Origin of the sequence: Solirubrum puertoriconensis, assembly GCF_001483135.1 — a bacterium.
Taxonomy (GTDB): domain Bacteria; phylum Bacteroidota; class Bacteroidia; order Cytophagales; family Hymenobacteraceae; genus Solirubrum; species Solirubrum puertoriconensis.
This window is the reverse complement of the sequence record NZ_LNAL01000008.1, coordinates 1,232,842-1,251,197: the sequence shown is the minus strand read 5'-3', so window position 1 is coordinate 1,251,197 and position 18,356 is coordinate 1,232,842. Positions and strand designations below refer to the sequence as shown.

The following is an 18,356-nucleotide window of genomic DNA, read 5'->3' as shown; positions in this document are numbered from 1 at the left end:
CTATACAAAAGCTTATCGAACATACTGGTTTATCCAGAGCGGTTACTTTCACAGAAAAACTGACTACTTAAGCCTAAAACATCCTCCACACCCAGATTTCAATAAAACCCTCACTTATCAATCACTCGTAAGGGCCAAAAAATCAGCGCTTAACATTACCTAATTATCGAATCAAGAATATTGATATTTTGATAACTCTTCGAACATCTGCCAGTGCACTTATCAGTCTAGTTAGCTTTACCATTCCAATTACTTACCAAGCTCATGCAAGTGCTTCCCGACGAAACGCGCAACCCGTGGCAAACCCTCAGCACCGAGGCCAAGTATCAGAACCCCTGGATCAGTGTGCGTGAGGATCAGGTCATCAATCCGACTGGTGGGCGTGGCATTTACGGCGTGGTGTCGATGAAGAACAAAGCCCTAGGTATTATCCCGGTCGACGCGGAGGGCAACACCTGGTTGGTGGGCCAGTACCGCTACCCGCTCAACGAGTACTCGTGGGAAATACCCATGGGCGGCGGGCCGGTAGAACTGGACATTCTTGAATCGGCGCAGCGGGAGTTAAAGGAGGAAACCGGCATGAATGCTCGCCGCTGGACGAACATTGCCCGCCTGCATACCTCCAATTCGGTTACCGATGAAGAGGGCTTCGTATTCCTGGCCGAAGACCTGGAATACGGCGAAGTAGCGCCCGAAGAAACCGAAGAGCTACACCTCTGGAAGTTGCCCCTGGCCGAGGCCGTGCAGATGTGCATGAACAACCGCATAACCGATGCCATAAGCGTGGCCGGCTTGCTGAAGGCCGAGCGCATTTTGCGCGAGCGGCACCTAGGTTAACCACGATTTGGCGGTAAAGCTGCCGTGCCGAGAGGCACGGTTACCTTACCTTTGTGGTTATGCGTAGGCTGTTGCAATATCTGGGGCACCGCATTTACACCACGTGGGCAACCTTTTGGTTTGTGATGCCCTTTGTGGTGACGTACCCATTACAGTGGCTGCTTTCGCGTCAGCCCAAGTGGCACCGGTACCTGCACGCCCTCAACCGGGTTTGGTCTATCCTCTTTATTCGCATGTGGGGAATACCTGTTGCGGTGGTGCGCAAGCAGCCGCTCCCGGCTGGCCAACCGTGCGTGTACGTTCCCAATCACAGCTCTTATATCGACATTCCGCTGCTGTTCAAAGCCATACCGGGCCACCTGAATATCATGGGCAAAAGCTCCTTATCTAAGGTGCCGCTGTGGGGCCCCATTTTTGAGCGCGGCTACATCAGCGTTGATCGGGAAAGTCGCGTTAGCCGTGGCCGTGCGTTGGTGCAGGCTCGCCAGACGCTCGATGCAGGCCGTTCCGTTGTCATTTTTCCGGAGGGTGCCATTGCCGAAAGGCCCGGAGAGGAACTGCTCCCTTTTAAGGATGGGCCTTTTCTGTTGGCTATAGCTGCTGGTGTGCCCATTGTACCAGTAACGATGCCCTACAACCACCGCTTTATGCCCGATGTTGGTGGGCTGCGGGTACGCTATTCGCCGCTGCGCATCGTGTTGCACGCGCCAATTTCAACGCAAGGACTCACCCCCGACGATTTACCCGCGCTGAAAGAACGCGTACGTGCTATCATTGCCAGCGAATTTGACCCCAAAGCCGCAGGTGTGCCGGCTCCCAGCCCGTTTGTAAAAGTGCGCACCACACAAGCTACTGCCGAGCCAAGCAATACTTCAGTAACTCGTTAATTTTCAATCCACGACGTTAACTTTTTCGCCTCACCCGTGAGCACCGATCTAAATACCCTTCGCCAACTGGCCCACCTTGCCCGCCTTGAGTTCGACGAAAGCAACGAGCAACAGATGTTGGCCGACCTCAACAAAATTCTTGATTGGGTGGAGCAACTGCGCGCCCTCGATACCTCGACCGTGGAGCCGCTCGTGCATCTGTCGCACGAAATCAACGTGCTCCGGGCCGACAATCCCCAGAATACTATTTCCCACGCGGAGGGCTTACTCAATGCTCCCCGCAAGGATTCGGATTACTTCCGCGTGCCTAAAGTACTGGAGTAAGACGTGCGCGAACTTCCACTGGTTAAGCCAGCTACTCCGCGCGGTTTGCTATGGGGCCTACTGGGGGTGCTCTTCGCTGCGTTAGGCCTAGCACTTTACTTCTACTTTGCGGGCCCCGAGCATACTCTGCCCGTAGGCACGATTGCACAACTCACACCCGTACCAACTACCATTGCTAAGCTACCGGCAGGTACCGACACCCTCGCGCTGCCAGCCAATGCGTACTTAGTTACCCAAACCTACGACGTAGCAGGCCCTATGCTGTGGCCTGCGGCGGCGGGAGCTTGGGTAGTGTTGCTTGGTATTGGCTTAGCGGTTTGGCTAGCTGCAATCAGCCAACTAAGCCGGTTGGCGTTTGTAGCGGGCGCGGCAGCGGCCATCTTCCTGCTGATGTCGCTCAACATGGACTTGTTGGGCATATTCGGCGAGCAGGATCAGTATTTTCTGATGCTGAGCATTGCGGTATTGATCGGCGCGGCCTTTGTACTGCATGCTTTTTTAGAGGGCCTATCTTTTGGGTGGCGCCTAGTACTGTTTGCGGTACTGGTAGCAGCCCTAGGTGCCTTACTGCTTGCCAAAACCAGGCACCCAGCCAGCTTTGTGGTGCTGCACCTGGCAGCCTACGGAACCTTGGCCGGGGCAGCAGCCATTGCTCTGCTGGCAGTGTGGCTTGGGGGTGAGCTGATCTACGGCCTGCTGTGGCTGAATACGCAAGGAGCAACCCAAAAAGGCCGTTTTGGGTTGGTGCCGTTTGTGCTTTCGAGCGCCTTGCTGCTGGGCATACTGCTGATGTACTACTGGAACGCTGGCAAGTTGGCCATCCTGCCGGGCGTGTACCTCAACCCCTACTTACTGCTACTCGCGGCAGCGGCCATCGGGTGGTACACCTTGCCCCTGCGCGAACCTACTTATCGTGCGTGGGTGCCTCGCCAAGCCGCAACCTGGCTGTACGTTGCCTTGCTGCTTGTGGCAATTGGCACCTTTGGGTATGCTTCGGCAACTCTCAACGAGCCCCTGCTGCAGGCAACCCGCGACTTCGTAGCTCTGGCCCTAGGTGCCCTAGGCTTGGCGTTCTTCCTGTACGTGATGCTCAACTTCGGGACGCTTATCAAGCAACGCCTACAGGTGCACCGCGTAGCGTACGACCCACGTCGGATGCCCTTTTATATGATGTATGCGTTGGGTATTGGCATTATCGTGGTAGTGCTGATGCGCAACCAATTTGACTTGTACGACCGGGCACGCGCCGGGCAGTACATTCAGTTCGGCGACCTCACTCGCCTGCAAAGCGAGCAGCAGCCCGATAACCTGTATTTGGCGCTGCTGGCAGAACGCTACTACGCCGAGGCCGACCAACTGGACCCGCTAAATGCCCGTGCGGCCCTAGGTAGAGCGGCTTTGTACCAAGCCAAGTCGCAGCGTCAAAACGAAATCAACATCCTGCGCAGCACGTTGCGTCGCGAACCCAACGAAAAGGTTTGGCTCCGGTTGGCAGCTCGCTTCGACCAACCCACCGACTTTTTCGAGCGCCAACAGGTGCTACGGCAAGGCTTGGGGGCTTTTCCGGCCAGTGGCCGCCTCAATGCCGAAATGGCTCAACTGTACTCGCGTTCCTCGCTGCCCGACTCGGTGCTGCATTACTACGGCCGGGCTACTGCTGCGAACGACGCCGACCCGGTACCGCACACCAACTGGCTGGCCTTTCTGCTCAAGAACAATCAGCTCGAGGGCGCCCGAGCCTCAGCCAACGACAACCCTAATCCGAAGTGGCCCGCTTGGCAGAACAACACCCTGGTGCTCGACTTGCTACGTGGCCGCTATCAGCAAGTAGCCGATACTAAGCTGGCAGTCGATTCGGCACTTACAGTTGCGCAGTTTGCACAGTTGTACCACCTAGGGCTTGCCGAAGCGGCGCGGCACGACACAGCTGCTTTGCCGCTTGTACAGAACTTGCTCCGAGTACAAGCCAACGATGCTTACGCCGATCAGCTCACGTTTGTAGGCGGCCTGCAATTGCTACGCAGCGCACGTCCGGCGCCGGGCTTCGATCAGCTCGAGGCCCTTGCTACCGGCGCAACCAGTGGCTACTATCACCAAGTACTGGGCATTTACCTGCTCGAGCGCGGCCTGTACGCTTCGGCAGCGGCACGTTTGGCATTGGCCGAGCAAGCTGGCAACACCGCCGCTTTGCTACCTAGGGCATACGCATTAGCCTGGGCAGGCCAACCCGACTCGGCGCGCGTTGTTGCACAACGCGCCATTGTGGCTACACCCGCCAGCGCAAGCAGCCTGCGCGGCATTTTGGCGGGCGCAATCCTGCCGGCACCCAAAGCTGCACGCCCGCTGGCGCAGGCATACGCCAATGCGGCTTCCACGGCAGCCAAGGATTCGAAAGCAGCGGCCCAACAGTATCAGAAGCTTACGCAAGCCGACCCCTTCGACGAGTCCGGTGTAGTGCAAGCATCCGATTTCTTTACACAGCGCCAAGATCCTATTACCGCTTACGAAATCATGCGCCGAGCATTGTCCTACAATCCCGAATCAGTGGCACTGTTGCAAGGGTTTGTGCTAGCTGCGGCTGATGCTGGTTTAGAGGAGTATGCAACGACTTCTTTTGCTAAACTTGGCACGTTGCTTCCATCATCAGAATATATTACCTTTCGTAACAATTACGACAAGCGGCGTGCCGCCCACCGGGCCGCCGTAGCACCCTGGAACTAACCCCACGCTGTCATGCTGCCGCCTGTCATCGAAACTACCGACATATCCAAAGTGTACCGGATGGGCACTGAGGAAATCCATGCTTTGCGCTCGGTTACAATCCGGATTCAGCGCGGCGAGTATGTTGCCTTCATGGGTCCTTCGGGCTCGGGCAAGTCGACGCTCATGAACATCGTGGGCTGTTTGGATACGCCTACTACCGGCGAGTATATCCTGAACGGGCACAAAGTGAGCCGCATGACGGACAACCAATTGGCCGACGTGCGCAATCGGGAAATTGGCTTCGTGTTCCAAACCTTCAACCTGCTGCCGCGTGCTACGGCTCTCGATAACGTGGCTTTGCCGCTTATCTACGCGGGCTACTCCAAATCGGAGCGCGAGGAGCGCGCCATGGAATCGTTGCGCAGTGTTGGGCTCGAATCCCGTGCCAAGCACCGCCCCAACGAGTTGTCGGGGGGCCAGCGCCAACGTGTGGCCATTGCCCGCGCACTGGTAAATAACCCCAGCATCATCCTCGCCGACGAGCCTACGGGCAACCTCGATACCAAAACAAGCTATGAAATTATGGACTTGTTTGAGGCCCTGTACGTGAAAGGCAACACCATTATTATGGTCACGCACGAAGAGGATATTGCCCGCTACTCGCACCGCATTGTGCGCCTGCGCGATGGCCTTATCGAAAGCGACTTGCCCAACCACGACGTAGCTACGCACCACATTGCCCTAAACACCCAAGGCTAATTTACTGTTGTGCCCTAGGTTGTGTTGTTTGATTTAGTGCCCCAACCTACCCGGTGGGGCACTTTCTTTTTTACCTGTTAATTTCGCTTGAGGCTTGGCCTTAGCCTAGCTCGTTTTCACCAGCATCTGTGAAGATATACACCCGCACCGGCGACCAAGGACTTACTTCGCTTATCGGAGGTACGCGCGTACCCAAATCGAGCCTGCGCATCGAGGCCTACGGCACTGTAGATGAACTGAACTCCTGGGTTGGCCTTGTGCGCGATCAGGAGGTAAACTTGCCGCACCGCGCGCTGCTCAAGCACATTCAGGATCGGCTGTTCACTATTGGCGCCACCTTGGCCTCCGACCCCGAACGTTCACGCATGCAATTGCCCGATCTGCTCGATTCCGACGTTGAGGAGTTGGAGAAGGAGATGGACCGCCTTAACGAATCGTTACCCGAGCTGCGTCACTTTATTCTGCCGGGTGGGCATCCTGCTGTTTCGCAAGCCCACGTAACCCGCTGCGTATGCCGCCGCGCCGAACGCCTGGCCATAGCCTTGCGCGAGGATTCGTTTGTACCCGATCTGGTAGTCAAGTATTTAAACCGGCTCTCCGACTACTTGTTCGTACTAGCCCGCCGCATGGCGCAAGACCTAGGGGCCGAAGAAATTATTTGGCAACCGCGCCAGTAACTGCCCCGTTTCAGAACCAAGCACCCGCACTTTCCTCGCATTCCCCCACAGATTTTTCCTGTTAGTCATGCTTGATACGCTGACGATTTCTATTCAGCCCACCACTGCCTCGCGCCTGGGTGAGCTGGACCCCGCCAATATTGAGTTTGGCAAAATCTTCGCCGACCACATGTTTGCCGTCGATTATGCTGATGGTGAGTGGCAGGCACCACAAATTGTGCCCTACGGCGACATGGCCGTTAGCCCTGCCAACTCGGCCCTGCATTATGGCCAAGCCATATTCGAGGGCATGAAGGCCTACAAAGCCCCCAACGGCGAAATTGCGCTGTTCCGCCCCCTCGACAACTGGCGCCGCCTCAACGAATCGGCTGTGCGCATGTGCATGCCCGAAATTCCAGAGGAGCTTTTCATGCAAGGTTTGTCGCAGCTCATTCGCCTCGATGCCGGCTGGGTACCTAGTGCAACGGGCAGCTCGCTGTACATCCGTCCGTTCATGTTTGCCACGGATGGCTTCATCGGTGTGCGCCCCTCCGATAACTATCGTTTCATGATCTTTACTTGCCCCGTGGGCAAGTACTACAACAAGCCCCTGCGTGTGCGCTTCGAGCAGAAGTACGTACGCTCGGCCGAAGGAGGTGCCGGCTATGCCAAAAATGCCGGTAATTACGGTGCGGCTATGTACCCCACCAAACTGGCGCAGCAGCAAGGCTACAACCAGCTCATCTGGACGGATGCCTCAGAGCACCGCTACGTGGAAGAATCGGGTACCATGAACGCCATCTTCGTGATTGATGGCCGTGTGGTTACGCCTGCCCTCAGTTCTTCCATCCTCGATGGCATTACCCGCAAGAGCGTGCTCCAACTCGCCCGCGACTGGGGAATGACCGTAGAGGAACGCAAGGTTTCGGTACTCGAAATCATTGAAGCCCTCAAGCAAGGCAAACTGCAAGAAGCATTTGGAGTAGGCACCGCAGCCACTATTGCCCCAATTGCCACCATCGGCTACGAAGGCACCGATTACGACCTGCCCCAAGCAGGTGCCGATGCTTTCTCGCGCCGCGTAGGCGAAGCCCTGGACGCCATTCGTGGCGGCCAAGCTCCCGATCCGCACGGTTGGATGGTGCGCGTTTAATCTACTCAAGCTTAAAAAATACTGCCGCCTGCTGTGGCCCCTAGGTCGCAGCAGGCGGCTTCGTTTGCGGCAGGTTACCTTTGCCGATAAGCCGCCCCGTCAGGCAGCCTATATTTCATACATCAACCCCCTACCCTTTCGCTCAGATGACCACTGAACAAGTGAAAGACCTGAAGGGCCGCGTGGAGGCCTTAAGGAGGTATCTTTGACTACGATAACCGCAAAACCGAAGTCACCCGGCTCGAAGAGCTAAGCCAATCGGCAGGCTTTTGGGACGACTCCAAGAAGGCTGAAACCACACTCAAGGAGCTGAAAAGCATTAAGGTGTGGACTGACGACTTCGAAAGAGCCCAAAAGTCCGTCGACGATGCCGATGTACTGTTCGACTTCTACAAGGAAGGCGAAGCCACCGAAGCTGAAATGCGAGCCGAGTTCGACCACGCGGTGCAAACCGTGGAGCAACTCGAGTTCAAGCGTATGCTCTCCGGTGAAGAAGACCAGCTCTCGGCCATCCTCGAAATAAACCCCGGCGCAGGAGGTACCGAAAGCCAGGATTGGGCCGAGATGCTCATGCGCATGTATATCATGTGGGGCGAGAAGCACGGCTTCACAGTGCGCGAGGTTAACTACCAACCCGGCGAAGGAGCTGGCATCAAATCGGCCACGCTCGAGATAGAAGGGCAGTTTGCCTATGGCTACCTGAAAAGCGAAATCGGGGTACACCGTTTGGTGCGCATCTCGCCGTTCGACAGCAGCGGTCGGCGTCATACTTCCTTCGCGTCGGTATTCGCCTACCCCGTTGTCGACGATACGATCAACATCGCCATCAACCCCTCCGACATTACTTGGGATACGTTCCGGGCAGGCGGCGCAGGTGGGCAGAACGTGAACAAAGTAGAAACGGCCGTACGCCTAACGCACGCTCCGTCTGGTATCGTCATTGCCGTCCAAATTGAGCGCAGCCAGCTCATGAATAAGGAGCACGCGCTGCGCATGCTCAAGTCGCGCTTATACCAGATCGAAATGGAGAAGCGCAACGCCGCCAAAGCTGAGGTAGAAGCCGGCAAAAAACGCATCGATTTCGGCTCGCAGATCAGGAACTACGTGTTGCACCCTTACAAGTTGGTAAAAGACCTGCGCACCGGCGTTGAGCGCTCCGATGTGCAGAACGTGCTTGATGGAGACCTGGACCCGTACATTAAGGCCTTCTTGATGGAAAGCTAAGCCGCAGCCACATAGGTGCTGTGAGGCGAAAGAGGCACCCCTACCTAGGGGTGCCTCTTTTGTTTCGGTCTGCAATTTTTCCTTTATAAACAAAAAGGGCTGCCCAACTGGGCAGCCCTTTTTGTTTGAGTATTGATCTTAGGGACTAATTCTTATCCCAGAAGATCCTCGATTCAACCTTGTCACCACCAATTGCAGAGGCAGCAGCGGCGTAGTTAGCACCGTTTACGTTCTGCTCGGCAATAGGATAAGTCAAGCGAATCGGCAGAGCTGAACGAGCGCCTGTGGGTGCAGTCAGTTTCGGCGAATCCAAGCGACGTACCTCGGTCCACGCATCAACCGGCTGGTTGTAAAGCGCAATCCATTCCTGACGGCCAATCTTATCCTTAGCAGAGCCCGTTGCGGTGAGGTAAGCTACCTCCGGTTGGAGCAGGTAAGCAGTAGCTTCGGCTTGGGTGTTGCCCCACTGCAGGATCGAGGCGGTTACACCAGCGTTGTAGTGCGAAGCAACCGTACCACCTACGTTGAAGCCGCGCGAAGCAGCATCAGCCAACAGGAATTCTACCTGCGAGTAAGACATCAGCACACCTGGCAGCGTTTGCTCCTCCAACGCCGGACCTGGATTGGAGAAATTGGTTGAGCTGTTGTTCACACCGTAAACTCCACCTTTGTAGGTACTGGTAGTACCAACTGGCTTAAAGTATTCGTCCAAGCGCGGATCCTTCAGGTCGTTCAGGGTACCAACGAACAGGCTCGTGCCTACATAGTCTTTACGACCGCTCTGCACGAGGTCTTCCCACAACGGGTTCGTGTTGGGAGGCGTGTCGAGGAAGGTTACCTGAGCGTTGTCATCGTTCGACTTGAACACTTTGCCGGCAGCCTGCTCAGCCATCGTTTTGGCCTTGGTAGCGTCATCATCGGCAATAGTCATAGCCATGCGCAGCTTCAGCGAATTGGCAAACATTACCCAATGGCTAACATCACCGTGGTACAGCAAGTCACCGCCACCTAGACCCTCAGCCGAGGCATCGAACTGGCCGATAGCTGTATTCAGTCGATTGATCAGGTCGTTGTAAATGGCTTTGTCGTCATCGTACGCTGGCTGAGACTTGTTGAAGTCGAGCGCTTGGGTGTAAGGAATATCACCAAAGGTGTTAACCAGCGTTGACCAAGCGTACACTTCCAGCACTTCGATAGAAGCCAACTGATTGGCTTTTACCTTCGCATTCAAGGTGTTATCGGCCTGAATAAGACCCTTAGCCTCATTCAAATCACGCAGTACATCGCGGTACAAAGCATTCCAGAATGCACCGTTGATGTTGCGGGTATTGATGTCGTAAACGCTTTCGTCGAAGTACGTGGTTTGGGCCCACTGCTGCACGTACAAACGGAATACGTTCAGGTTAACGCTACCGCTTACCATGGTACGCGCCAGGTTACGCTGAGCGTTGGATACCAGCGTAGTGCCCGGGACTTTGGTGGCAGCCTTAGGATTGACGTTGAAGTCTTCCTCAAGCGAGTCCACACACGACGTTGTAAACAACAGCGCCGGGATGCAGAATAACAGAAGCTTTTTCATTTCTGAGAATACAAATCAATTAGAAGCTGAAGCGGATATTACCACCTACCGTACGGGTGTTGGGGTAAGAGCCTACTTGGTAGCCCTGTCCAGCGTTGCCCGAGCTCAAAGCATCCTCCGGGTCAGCATCAGGCAGGTTTTTGTGGATGATCCACAGGTTACGGCCTACGAGCGACACGTCGATGCCGCGCACCGGACCAAACTTAGCCAGCAGGTTCTTCGGCAGCGAGTAGCTCAGCGACACCTCACGCAGCTTCACGAAGCTAGCATCGTACACAAAGCCAGCGGCAGGGTTACGAACGTAGCCATAGAGGCCATAGTTGGTGTTGCTCGTACGAACCGTGTTGGGTTGGCCCGATACATCTACACCATTGATGGTGGTGCCGGGAGCATAAGTACCGCCCAGGATTACACCACCCGAGTTGGGAGCATAAGATCCGTCGGCGTTACGAACAACAGGATTACGCGAGGGATTTCCAAGTTCGTTGTCACCAGCCGTTTCTGGAGTCAGACCCGTGGCAAGACCGTAGTAACGGTCGAGCGAGAACACGTCGCCACCTTTCCGGAAATCAACAAGGGCGTACAGCGAAATACCTTTCCACGACAACGTGTTGCCAACGCCGCCCGTCCAATCTGGGTTCGGGTCACCGATAACTTCGTTGGCAGTCGTGCTCTGCGCGTAGTAAGCAGCAGTAGGAACTCCGGCAGCGTTTTTAGTTACCGTTACTTGGCGGTTACCGTTGTTGTCGTACACGTAGTTCGAGCCGCGCAATACACCATAAGGCTGGCCTACTGTAGCGTTCGAGCTTACGCCGCCTTGGTAGCTGGCAATCTGCACGTTGTCAACGCCCTCGTACAGCGACATCACGCGGTTGCGGTTGCGCGTCCAGTTCACGTTTACGGTCCAGTTCAGATCATCCGTACGGAACGGCGTTACGTACGCTGTCAGTTCAATGCCGCGGTTACGCACATTACCCGAGTTTACTACGCGGGAGTTATAGCCGGTAGCAGTCGAAATAGCAACCGGAATGATTTGGTCAACCGAGTTAGACTGGTAAACGGTGGCGTCGAAGCCCAAACGGCTCTGGAAGAAGGCCATTTCCAAGCCTACCTCAGCAGCTTTGGTGCGCTCCGAACGCAAATCCGGATTGTTTTTGGTACCCGGTACCGAGAACAGCGGCACGTCGCCGAAGGTCGTCGGTTTATCGTATACGTCAACTATGTTATACGCTTCGGCACCCGAACCTACTTCTGCGTAGTTGGCGCGAGCCTTGGCGTACGACAGCCACGTAACGTCTTTTAGCAGTTCCGAGAACACAAAGCCTGCAGCAGCCGATGGGTAGTAGAAGGCATTGTTCTTCTTCGGCAGCGTCGACGATACATCGCGACGCAGCGTCAGATCGAGGAACACCATCTCGCGGAAACCAAAGGTGGTGCTGGCAAACACGCCATCAACCGCACGACGGTAATCCGATTCGATGCCTGGAGTAAGCAGCTGTGCGCTGTTCGAGAGGGAGTACAAACCAGGCACTACCAGACCACCGTTGGTAGTCGAACGAATCGACTGGCGGCGCTCACGACGAAGGTTAGCACCCAACAAGCCACGGAACGAGAAGTTCTCGGTGATGTTCTTGTTGAAGTTACCAATCAGATCGTAGTTGGCCTCGCGGAACGTACGGTCGAAGCGGGAGTAGAAAGCCGGACCATCGTTGGTAGTAGCACCAATAGCCTGACGCTCCTCCTGCATCTCGTCGTAAGAGTCGAGGGTTACGCGGCCCATCAGGTTAAACCAATCAGTAAACTTGTAGGTAGCTACTACGTTACCGAATACGCGGTTACGCTGGTCGTTTTGGAAGTTCTGATACCGCGTGAAGTACGGGTTATCCCAGTAAATCGCGGTCAGATCGTCCGGATCGCGATAATTCCAGGTTACGTTCTGGTTGTTGCGGTCGTAAGCGGCCTTCTGATCTTTGATGTCGACGTTGGTCTGCCACCACTGGCGGAAGTTCGTCATCAGGTTGCGCGACGAGTAACCAGTACCGTAACGGCCCAAGCCCTTGATACGCGTGAAGTTTACCGAGGCGCTGGTAGTCAGCTTGGGCGTAATATTCAGCGAACCAGCAAAGTTGAGGATGTTCTTATTAACCTGACTGTTCGGCAGAATACCCTTGTCGCGGATGTCGTTGTAGCCGAGCTTGAAAGTACCGTTGTCGTTACCACCATCGATGCTAACGCTGTTGTTGGTGGAAACAGCCGTTTCGAAGAACGAGATCGGACCGTTTTTAGCAGCTACCCACGGACGTGCTTTGCCGAAGTTCGGCGAAGTTGGGTCGAAAGCATCCCACTGAAACACGTTCAGGTTCGGGTCGAAGGCCGCGCCGTACGAAGCATCCTCCGAAAGCGGAGCAACTAGATCGTCGTTACCGTCGCCGTCAATGTCGCGGTACAGGAACTTGCCCGAGGGGTCCTCGTAGTAGTTGCCGTAGCCAGCGCCGTAGCGGTCCTGGTATTTAATGAAGGTGCTCTTATCAACCTTGCCTACTGTTAGACCAGTGTTAATAGTCACGCCCATGCCTTTACGGCCTTTCTTAGTCGTGATCATGATAACACCGTTGCCGGCACGGTCACCGTACAGGGCGGTTGCGGCAGCACCTTTCAGTACTGTAACCGAAGCTACGTCGTCGGGGGCAATGTCGGCGGCAGCGTTGCCGTAGTCGTAGCCACCACGACCAGTAACTTGGTCGGAGGTATTGGTGTTCGAGTTACTGATCGGCACCCCGTCAACAACGAACAGCGGTTGGTTGTTGCCAGTTACTGATTTAGTACCCCGAATCAGGATATTTGACGAACCGCCGAGCGAGTTGCTTTGACGGATTTGTACGCCAGCAACCTTACCCGAAAGGCCGTTTACCACGTTGGTATTACGGGCCTTCGTGATGGTCTCGTTCTCAATCTGCGTGGCCGAGTAAGGCAACGAGTTGCGCGTTCTTTCTACGCCAAGTGCAGTTACAACTACTTCGCTTAGCTGCTTGGTGTCGGCGCTAAGAGCTACGTCGACGGTCGAAGAAGTACCAATTGTACGTTCTACGGCTGCATAACCAATCGAGCTGAAGGTGAGTGTAGTGGCACCAGCCGGCACGCTTAGGGTAAAGCTGCCATTGGCGTCCGTCGATGCACCGGTAGTAGTTCCTTTAACTATTACAGTGACACCGGGTAGGCCTTGCCCCGAAGCAGCGTCCGTTACCCGGCCACTTACTTCTCTTGTCTGCGCTACAGCAGGCTGGATGATACCTACTGCCCCTAGAAGGGGTACAGCTAACAGTTTTCTCATAAATGATTTGGTATTGGAAAATATGGTGAGTGAAAAAGCAAGGTAGTAGAGATTATCGTATCATACCTAAGAATTAGTCATCCTCTTCCTAATAGTACAAATAACTTGCGCCTATATTTTAGACAAAAGCACCTACAGCTCGCTAATCCTTAGTCATTTATATTAAAGAAACTTTAATCTAAGATTTTGTGAATTCTTCATTAGTTAAAATGTTACTTATGTCTAAAAACCATGCTGTTTGGGCTATGTTTAAGGCTAATTCGCATAAACATAGTTATATAATAAGTCAAGAATGTACCCTTACATAGCCATGAGTAATACAAAAACAGGGGCCGCGTGCTAATGCACGCGGCCCCTGTTAAGCTTCACTCAAAAGTCTAATAGCTTACGGGTTGGCGGCGTCCCAAGCCACCTCAGCAAACGGGCGCAACATTGCCGAAAATATCCTGTGCGTCGGCAACTCTAAATCCAATTGGTTAAGCCGGTTATAACGCCGGTAGTCTATCCACCGATGTCCTTCATAGAACAACGAGAACTCGCGCTGCAGCAATAGTTCATCAATTAGCGCGGCTTGCGTAACGGCTCCAGTGTAAGGCCCAATATTCCCGGAACGCGTGCGAATGATATTCAGCAATCGTACAGCCTCGGGCAAGTTGCTCTGCTGGATGTTGACTTCGGCTGCTATCAGAATCAGCTCCTCATTTCGAATAATTGGAATGGGTGTCGTATTGGATGAGTACACCCGTGGTTGGTAAGCACCTGTAATGCCACCTAGGCTGCGAGGAGTGGTACGACGACCAATTTTGGCTCGAACACGGGCATCACGGCCAGTTGTAGTCAGCTTTAAAGTATCCTGAAGAATGGAGCGCTGCACCGTAACCAGCGTGGCCGGGTTAGCATTCAGCGCTTGGAAGTACGGGTTACCGGTGTCGAGTGGCTGCCCAGGCGTGTAGGTGATTTTCGGACCTAGTGTCAAGTCACCCGTTTCGCTGTAGAACGACTGCCCAAGCAATGTCCGCGCGGTAGCCCAATCGCGGCGGTACACGGCCACGCGAGTAGCAATGGCTCGGTTAAACCGGTTGAAGGTCTCTGGTGTATCAAAGCCAGTGAACCCACCCGTCGTGAACTTGAACGGGAAAGCAGCACCACCGGCAGCTAGCTCGGTAGAAGCTTGGTTCAAAAGCTGAGTAATAAAATTCAGCCCTTCCTCATAGCTCACGAATGGTCCTGGATTCAGCGGGTCTTCTACATCGGTGCGGATGCCATTTTCACCCTGTAGGTTCAGAATGTACAACTGCGCCAAAGCCTCCATGGTGTGAGCATAGCCGTTCACAGCTTGCTTCTGCTGATCGGAAAGCACAGCGGCGGTGGCAGCTGATTGCCGTAGAATTTGAGCTACGCGGCGCGCCCGAGCAAAATCTGGGTAGGCCGAGTTGTAGAAGGCGGCGTTGTCTTGGTCGCGGGTACCTAGTAGTTCGGTATACCAACGCGATTCGTTGGTAGCCAGCACCACCACTTCGCGCCCGAAAGTACCCGTTACGTTCAGGTAAGGACCTTGGCCTTGGTAGCCGAGGCGCAAGGATGCCTCGGTACCCGAAGCCAAGGCTTGGATTTGCGCTAAGCTAGGATTGCTCTGAAAAGCAGCTGCGTCGGGGTTATTCGGATCCTGAACATCATCAACTTCGAAGAAAGCACAGGAAGAGGCCGATAGTACTAGCGCAGCAAACCCTAGGCTACGGAGAGTAAGAACAATGTATTTCATAGAATGGAGGGGGTCAGCGTTAGAACTCAACGGCTACGTGGAAGAACATGCGGCGCGTGTTCGGGAAGGCACTTACATCGACAAGAGCAGCGTTGGCTACGTTGCCGAAGTTAGATACCTCTGGGTCATAGCCCGGATAATCCGTCCAGGTAATCAGGTTGTAGCCCGATACACCCACGCGGATGTTGGAAACCACGTTGCCGAACACGGCTGTGCGCGCAGCTTGTGGAATGGTGTAGTACAACGACGCCTCGCGCAAACGCACGTAGCTGCCATCCTGAATGAACTCGCGTGCGGTAGCGCTCTGGCGCTCGACGCCGTTCGGAATGCCGTTGCCGTTATCGTCTTCGCTCCAGTCCTCGGTAGTACCGCCCTCATCTTTCAGCACTCGGCTCAGGTTGCTGATGTAGCCTCCGTTTTTCCAGTGCAGCAAGAACGACAAATCGAAGCTACGCAGAAACGAAATCTGGTTCAGGAACGACATCTGGAAGCGTGGTTGCGCATCCTCGTAGCGCGTGAGGCCAAACAAGCCGTTGGGGTCGGCTGGCGTACCAAACCAACGCGAGGGCGACTCCCCTACTGCCCACAGGTTACGCCCAAAGGTGTTGCCAAAGCTCGACCCTACACCGTTTACCGGAATGATGGAGCGCGTAACCTTGCTGCGGTTGAACCAGAACTGCGTGGTCGAGTTCCAGTTGAAGTTATCCTGCTTTACTGGGTTGATACCTAGGGTTAACTCGATACCCTTGTTCTCCAAGTCGCCCACGGGGTAAGCACCCACCGTAGCCGACAAGTCACCAATACCGGCTACTTGCTGCACGCCCGTACTCGAAGCTAGCGTGAACTGGCGCAGGATATCGAACACAGATTTCTTGTAAGCCGTGGCCTCAAAAGTGAGTCGGTTTTCGAAGAAGCCAAAGTCGATACCGGCTTCCAGTTCGGTGGCGCGCTCCGGCTCCACGTCGCGGTTACCAATCGAAACTTGCTGAATCAGACCTAGGCCAGCACCAGCACCAATTGGCTGCAATGGGAAGAACTTAGCCGTGAAAGGCGGTACCCCTGCCGTTTGACCGTAGGCAAAACGCGGCTTCAACACGTTTACCACATCAAGCGTCCAGAAATCGAAGTTGGCCACGTTCACAGCAATCGAAGCCTTCGGGAACGGGTATAGCTTGTCCGGGTCGCCGATGGCATTGCTCTTGTCGAAGCGAATACCGCCCGTCACCACGATTCGGTCGCGCCAGTTAACTTCCTGCTGTGCGAAGAAGCCAACGTCGGTTTGCTCGCTCTCGAAAGCGTTTTGGGTAATGATAGCACCGGTGTTGGTGCTTTCCTGCCCTGGTAGCAATCCAATGCCCTGAGTGTAGCTCTGGTTGAACTTGCGGCTTAGGCGTACAGTACCAGCTTGCGAAGTCATAGCCAGGTTGCCATCGAGCAAGCGCCAATCGTATACCAAGCCCCCTTGCAGGTTGGTGAAGAAAGCGCGCGTTTTGGTGAGGCGCGAGGCTCCTGGGTTTGCTAGGTCGCGCTGCGACTGCAGGTCCGAAGGCAGGTGCAAGAAGTTTTCGGTGTAAGCAAAGTCGGTACCGCCCTGCAGGTTGAAGCGCAACGAAGAGTTGTCGCGGTCGATGATGCGGATGGTAGCGTTTAAGCCCGTCAGGAAACGATTGGTCGACTCGTCGTTAACGGCCCGCTCCACAATAGCCAGCGGGTTATCGGGCGTGCGGCGGGCATCTGGGAAAGTACCGTTTGGCAAGCGGTGCAATTCGTGGTAGCTCGGCGTGTAAGGCAGGCTATAGGTATAAGAAATACCGTTGTTATCGTTGCCCGTCCAGCCCCGGTTGTTTTGCGAGTTGATGAAGTTGGTGCTAATGCCTAAGTCAATCAGCTTACCTATCTTCTGGTCGATGTTGGCTCGGATGGAATTGCGCTGAAAACCCGTTTTCTTCACAATACCCGACTCGTTGTTGGTTGAGCCAGATACATAGAATTTGGTATTCTCGGCCCCACCTGCCACGCTGAGCGTAGTGTTTGAGAGTACGCCGGTGTTACCAAAGATTTCCTCTTCGTAGTCGTAGATGCGGCCAGCCGCGGTTTGCTCGCGCCACAGTGCAACTTCATCTTCGGCGGTTTGCCCAGTAAACACCCGCCGGATCTTCTCTTCGTTCCAGTCTTCCTTACCCAACAGGCGCCAAGCGCGAGCAATACCTATGTCTTGGGTTAGGCTTACTTTGGCTCTGCCAGCGCTACCGCGTTTTGTACGGATGATGATTACGCCCGCATTGCCGCGCGTTCCATAAATAGCCGCCGCACTAGGGCCTTTTAGTACCTCAATCGACTCAATGTCGTTGGGGTTAAGGTCAGAGAGGCGGTTGATGGTTTGGTCTTGCGTGGTGCGGGTGGTTGAAGCCGATGCACCCGAGAAAGCCGGCGAACCTGCCCCGTTACCTACCTGCTCGTTGTTCACATATACACCATCTATAATATAGAGTGGCTGCGAACTACCGGTGATGGTAGAAATACCGCGCAATTGCACCGACAGGCCGCCGCCTGGTGCGCCGCTGTTCTGCGAAATGTTGGCCCCAGCCAGTTTGCCATTGATAGCAGCATCCACAGTTACCGGACGGGTGATGCCCGTTAGCTCTTGCGCCGAGATGGTAGCTACGGAGTTGGCTAGGTTGGAGCGTTTCACCGTGGTGGCCAAGCCCGACACTACTACTTCCTCCAACTGGCGAGTGTCGGCAGCAAGCGACACGTTGATGACGCCTGAGCTACCGATGGGCTGCTCAATTGTTTTGTAGCCCACAAAGCTGAAGGCTAGTGTGGTGGCAGTGGCTGGTGCGTCGATCGAGAACGTACCATCGGCTCCGGTGGAAGCGCCGGTCGTGGTTCCTTTAACCAACACAGTAACTCCCGGTAATCCCTGCCCCGTTGAGGCATCGGTAACGCGTCCGGTTATCTGCCGCGTTTGCGCTACGGCAGGCTGTACGGCACTAACTGCTACCAATAAGGATACAGCTAACAGTGTTTTCATACGCACGCTTGTTAGGATGATTTGGTGAGTGAATAAGATAAGGTATCATTAATTCACGCACTTAACCAATATACTTTTAAATTATTCTGATATAATGCAATAATATT

Annotated in this window: 12 protein-coding genes; 8 read left to right on the top strand and 4 right to left on the bottom strand. The window is 54.7% G+C overall.

The features are described from left to right. Positions 1-264: 264 nt before the first annotated feature. From ASU33_RS19575 to prfB, 8 genes are all read left to right on the top strand, one after another. The gene (locus ASU33_RS19575; protein ID WP_059072481.1) at positions 265-837 is read left to right on the top strand and encodes an NUDIX domain-containing protein; all 573 of its coding nucleotides are present in this window, start codon (positions 265-267) and stop codon (positions 835-837) included. A 59-nt stretch (positions 838-896) separates the two neighbouring features. Next, entirely contained in the window at positions 897-1,724 is an 828-nt protein-coding gene (locus ASU33_RS19570) for a lysophospholipid acyltransferase family protein (RefSeq protein WP_286130684.1), read from the top strand. A 36-nt stretch (positions 1,725-1,760) separates the two neighbouring features. Continuing rightward, complete coding sequence (gene gatC / locus ASU33_RS19565) at positions 1,761-2,048, top strand: Asp-tRNA(Asn)/Glu-tRNA(Gln) amidotransferase subunit GatC (RefSeq protein ID WP_059072480.1); 288 nt, start codon at positions 1,761-1,763, stop codon at positions 2,046-2,048. A 3-nt stretch (positions 2,049-2,051) separates the two neighbouring features. Continuing rightward, entirely contained in the window at positions 2,052-4,769 is a 2,718-nt protein-coding gene (locus ASU33_RS19560; protein WP_149867317.1) for a tetratricopeptide repeat protein, read from the top strand. A gap of 12 nt (positions 4,770-4,781) precedes the next feature. Next, positions 4,782-5,510, top strand: coding sequence for an ABC transporter ATP-binding protein (locus ASU33_RS19555; protein ID WP_059072478.1), 729 nt, complete (start codon positions 4,782-4,784; stop codon positions 5,508-5,510). Between the two features lie 128 nt (positions 5,511-5,638). Beyond that, positions 5,639-6,187: a cob(I)yrinic acid a,c-diamide adenosyltransferase gene (locus ASU33_RS19550; RefSeq protein WP_059072477.1), complete on the top strand. Its 549-nt coding sequence runs from the start codon at positions 5,639-5,641 to the stop codon at positions 6,185-6,187. A gap of 67 nt (positions 6,188-6,254) precedes the next feature. After that, complete coding sequence (locus ASU33_RS19545) at positions 6,255-7,319, top strand: branched-chain amino acid aminotransferase (protein WP_059072476.1); 1,065 nt, start codon at positions 6,255-6,257, stop codon at positions 7,317-7,319. Positions 7,320-7,465: 146 nt separating this feature from the next. Further along, positions 7,466-8,543, top strand: a protein-coding gene (gene prfB, locus ASU33_RS19540) for a peptide chain release factor 2 (RefSeq protein WP_216818577.1) whose coding sequence is annotated in 2 segments (ribosomal slippage) — positions 7,466-7,516 and positions 7,518-8,543 — 1,077 coding nt in all. Because the reading frame shifts where the segments join, the coding sequence is not laid out codon by codon here. 145 nt (positions 8,544-8,688) lie between these two features. Here prfB and ASU33_RS19535 read toward each other — a convergent pair. The 4 genes from ASU33_RS19535 to ASU33_RS19520 form a co-directional block, all read right to left on the bottom strand. Continuing rightward, positions 8,689-10,122, bottom strand: a complete 1,434-nt coding sequence (locus tag ASU33_RS19535; protein WP_059072474.1) for a SusD/RagB family nutrient-binding outer membrane lipoprotein — start codon at positions 10,120-10,122, stop codon at positions 8,689-8,691. A 19-nt stretch (positions 10,123-10,141) separates the two neighbouring features. Continuing rightward, the gene (locus ASU33_RS19530) at positions 10,142-13,453 is read right to left on the bottom strand and encodes a SusC/RagA family TonB-linked outer membrane protein (RefSeq protein WP_059072473.1); all 3,312 of its coding nucleotides are present in this window, start codon (positions 13,451-13,453) and stop codon (positions 10,142-10,144) included. A 385-nt stretch (positions 13,454-13,838) separates the two neighbouring features. Then, the gene (locus ASU33_RS19525; RefSeq protein WP_059072472.1) at positions 13,839-15,215 is read right to left on the bottom strand and encodes a RagB/SusD family nutrient uptake outer membrane protein; all 1,377 of its coding nucleotides are present in this window, start codon (positions 15,213-15,215) and stop codon (positions 13,839-13,841) included. Between the two features lie 19 nt (positions 15,216-15,234). After that, positions 15,235-18,249 (bottom strand): SusC/RagA family TonB-linked outer membrane protein, encoded by a 3,015-nt coding sequence (locus ASU33_RS19520; protein ID WP_078063270.1) that lies wholly within the window; start codon positions 18,247-18,249, stop codon positions 15,235-15,237. Positions 18,250-18,356: the final 107 nt, after the last annotated feature.

Excerpts from the sequence above, each read along its gene's own strand:
- ASU33_RS19570 (WP_286130684.1), top strand. The coding sequence starts at position 897 with ATGCGTAGGCTGTTGCAATATCTGGGGCACCGCATTTACACCACGTGG.
- ASU33_RS19535 (WP_059072474.1), bottom strand. The coding sequence starts at position 10,122 with ATGAAAAAGCTTCTGTTATTCTGCATCCCGGCGCTGTTGTTTACAACG.
- ASU33_RS19555 (WP_059072478.1), top strand. The coding sequence starts at position 4,782 with ATGCTGCCGCCTGTCATCGAAACTACCGACATATCCAAAGTGTACCGG.
- ASU33_RS19545 (WP_059072476.1), top strand. The coding sequence starts at position 6,255 with ATGCTTGATACGCTGACGATTTCTATTCAGCCCACCACTGCCTCGCGC.
- ASU33_RS19525 (WP_059072472.1), bottom strand. The coding sequence starts at position 15,215 with ATGAAATACATTGTTCTTACTCTCCGTAGCCTAGGGTTTGCTGCGCTA.
- ASU33_RS19575 (WP_059072481.1), top strand. The coding sequence starts at position 265 with ATGCAAGTGCTTCCCGACGAAACGCGCAACCCGTGGCAAACCCTCAGC.
- ASU33_RS19530 (WP_059072473.1), bottom strand. The coding sequence starts at position 13,453 with ATGAGAAAACTGTTAGCTGTACCCCTTCTAGGGGCAGTAGGTATCATC.
- ASU33_RS19520 (WP_078063270.1), bottom strand. The coding sequence starts at position 18,249 with ATGAAAACACTGTTAGCTGTATCCTTATTGGTAGCAGTTAGTGCCGTA.